General features: G+C 74.1%; 2 protein-coding genes. Both read left to right on the top strand.

From position 1 onward, the window contains the following. A partial coding sequence (locus tag AOK18_RS24050; protein WP_055695689.1) for a PP2C family protein-serine/threonine phosphatase occupies positions 1–1,151 on the top strand: 1,151 nt, incomplete at its 5' end. 162 nt (positions 1,152–1,313) lie between these two features. Further along, complete coding sequence (locus tag AOK18_RS24045) at positions 1,314–2,684, top strand: vWA domain-containing protein (RefSeq protein ID WP_055695688.1); 1,371 nt, start codon at positions 1,314–1,316, stop codon at positions 2,682–2,684. Positions 2,685–2,866 lie beyond the last annotated feature (182 nt).

The raw sequence follows: 2,866 nt of genomic DNA, 5'->3' as shown, positions 1-2,866 counted from the left end.
CCGGGGCGCCCCGGTCCTCCGGCGTGCGCTTCGACCGCCCGGCCCAGCCGGTCGCCGACGTGACCGCCGACCCGGCCGTCGGCCCGGTTCCGCGACCGGACGTCCCGCAGGTCCCGCAGCCGGGCGCGCGGCCCGTGCCCGGCCCGGCCGCGCAGCCCGAGGAGTACCCGCTGCAGGCCCCGGACCCGCGCGTGGCCGCCGAGCAGGGTGCCGGACAGGCCCCGGCCGCCCCGGCCGGCTCCGTGTGCGTGGCCTGCCGTGCGGGCAGGGTGGACGACGACGGCTACTGCGAGAACTGCGGCCACGCCCAGCCGCGCGAACGGGACCACATGGAACAGGAATGCGGCCCACTGGCCGCGGTCAGCGACCGCGGTCTGCGCCACCACCGCAACGAGGACGCCTTCGGCATCGGCACCACCACGCTGCCCGACGGCTCCCCCGTCTCCGTCGCGATCGTCTGCGACGGCGTCTCCTCCGCGACCCGGCCCGACGAGGCCTCGCTGGCCGCGTCCCGGGCGGCCAGCGCGTCCCTGCTCGCCGCCCTGCCGCGCGGCACGCACCCGCAGCAGGCGATGCACGAGGCGATCGTCGCGGCGTCGGACGCGGTCGACGCGCTGGCCGACGAGCCCGGGACGGAACGGGAGCGCGCCCCGCACCAGAACGCCCCGGCCTGCACCTTCGTCGGCGCCGTGGTGACGGACGGTCTGCTGGTCGTCGGCTGGGTCGGCGACAGCCGCGTGTACTGGGTCCCGGTGGACCGCGCCGCCCCCGCGGCCCGGCTCACCGAGGACGACTCGTGGGCCGCGCAGATGGTCGCCGCGGGCCTGATGGGCGAGGCCGAGGCGTACGCCGACCGGCGGGCCCACGCGATCACCGGCTGGCTCGGCGCCGACGCATACGAACTCGATCCGCACACCGCGTCGTTCAAGCCGGACCGGCCGGGAGTGGTCGTGGTCTGCACGGACGGGCTGTGGAACTACGCGGAGTCGGCCGAGGAGATGGCCCGCGTCGTGCCCGCCGACGCCGCCGTCCGCCCGCTGCACGGTGCGCGGGTCCTGGTCGGGCACGCCCTCGACGGCGGGGGCCACGACAACGTAACAGTGGCGCTCGTCCCGTTCCCGGCCGTGCCGCAGGGGGCAGGATCGGCCTGAGGCCGCGTACGGCAGGCCCTCGACGGGGAAAGTACAGGGAAGCCGCAGGGAACCACAGGGCCCGCGGGAGGACCGCGGGCCGGCACGGCGAACCGGAGGGGACCGGTCCGCCTTCTGTCGTCGCCCCGGTCCTCGGGGTTCTCCAGGGGGAGAGAAGCAGGCATGGCCAATTTCGCCAAGTCGAACGTGCCGCAGTTCTCGGTGGACGTGTACCAGAACGAGTACCTGCCCAGGGGCGGCCGCGAGGTCAACGCCATCGTCACGGTGACCGCGACCGGCGGCGGCACCGTCGGCAGCGCGGTGGCGGCGTCCCACCTCTACCCGCCCGGTGGGGGGCCGTCGGCGGCGGTGGTGCTCATGGTCGACTGCTCCGGCTCGATGGACCACCCGCCGACGAAGATGCGCAACGCCCGCGACGCCACGGCCGCCGCGATCGACGCCCTGCGCGACGGCGTGCACTTCGCGGTGGTCGGCGGCACGCACGTCGCCGAGGAGGTCTACCCCGGCGCCGGGCGGCTCGCCGTCGCCGGCGCCGCCACCCGCGAGCAGGCCAAGCGGTCGCTGCGCGCGCTGAGCGCGGGCGGGGGCACCGCCATCGGCACCTGGCTCAGGCTGGCCGACCGGCTGCTGGCGGCGGCGGACGTGGAGATCCGGCACGGCATCCTGCTCACCGACGGGCGCAACGAGCACGAGTCGTCCGAGGATCTGGAGGCGGCCCTGGCGGCGTGTGCCGGGCGGTTCACCTGCGACGCCCGCGGTGTGGGCACCGACTGGGAAGTGAAAGAAGTCACAGCGATCGCCTCCGGCCTCCTCGGCAGCGCCGACATCGTCGCCGATCCGGCCGGACTCGCCGACGACTTCACGCGGATGATGGAGACGGCGATGGGCAAGGAGGTCGCGGACGTCGCCCTGCGGCTGTGGACGCCGGTGGGCGCGCATGTGAAATTCGTCAAACAGGTCGCGCCGGCGGTCGAGGAACTGACCGGGCGGCGCACCGAGGCCGGCCCCCGCGCGGGCGACTACCCGCTGGGTTCCTGGGGCGACGAGTCCCGCGACTACCACGTCTGCGTCGAGGTCCCGGCCGCGGACGTGGGGCGGGAGATGCTCGCCGCCCGGCTCTCGCTGATCGTCCCCCAGCCCGCCGGCGCCCCCGCCGCACACGGTGCGCAGGGCGTTCGGAAGCCCGGCGCGCAGGGCCTGGTGCGCGCCGTGTGGACGGACGACATGGCGGCTTCGACGTCCATCGACCCACAAGTCGCCCATTACACCGGGCAGGCCGAACTGGCCCAAGTCATCCGCCAGGGACTCGATCTGCGCAAAGCGGGCGATTTCGACGGAGCGACGTCCAAACTGGGCCGGGCCGTCCAGCTCGCGAGTGCCTCCGGGAACGCCGATACTGCGAAACTGCTTGCGAAGGTGGTGGACGTGGTCGATGCCGCGACCGGTACTGTGCGACTGAAAGCGAGGGTCGAGGAGGCCGACGAGATGACACTCGAAACCCGGTCCACCAAGACTGTTCGTGTGAAGAAGTGAACGCGAGTTGAACGAGCCCGGCCCTCGGGTCGGAGAACTTCGGTCGGAAGCGACCGGACAAGGAGAGGGGGAAGCGCCGACATGCCGACCTGCCCGAACGGACACCAGTCGGGTTCCGACGACTGGTGCGAGGTGTGCGGCCACCGCATGGCGGGGTCCGCGCCGCCATGCGGTGGCCGCAC

Origin of the sequence: Streptomyces prasinopilosus (genome assembly GCF_001419695.1) — a bacterium.
GTDB lineage: Bacteria > Actinomycetota > Actinomycetes > Streptomycetales > Streptomycetaceae > Streptomyces > Streptomyces prasinopilosus.
The sequence above is the reverse complement of the archived record's forward strand: the minus strand, read 5'-3'. Positions and strand labels throughout refer to the sequence as shown.

Coding starts and splice junctions, on each gene's coding strand:
- AOK18_RS24045 (WP_055695688.1), top strand. CDS start 1,314: ATGGCCAATTTCGCCAAGTCGAACGTGCCGCAGTTCTCGGTGGACGTG.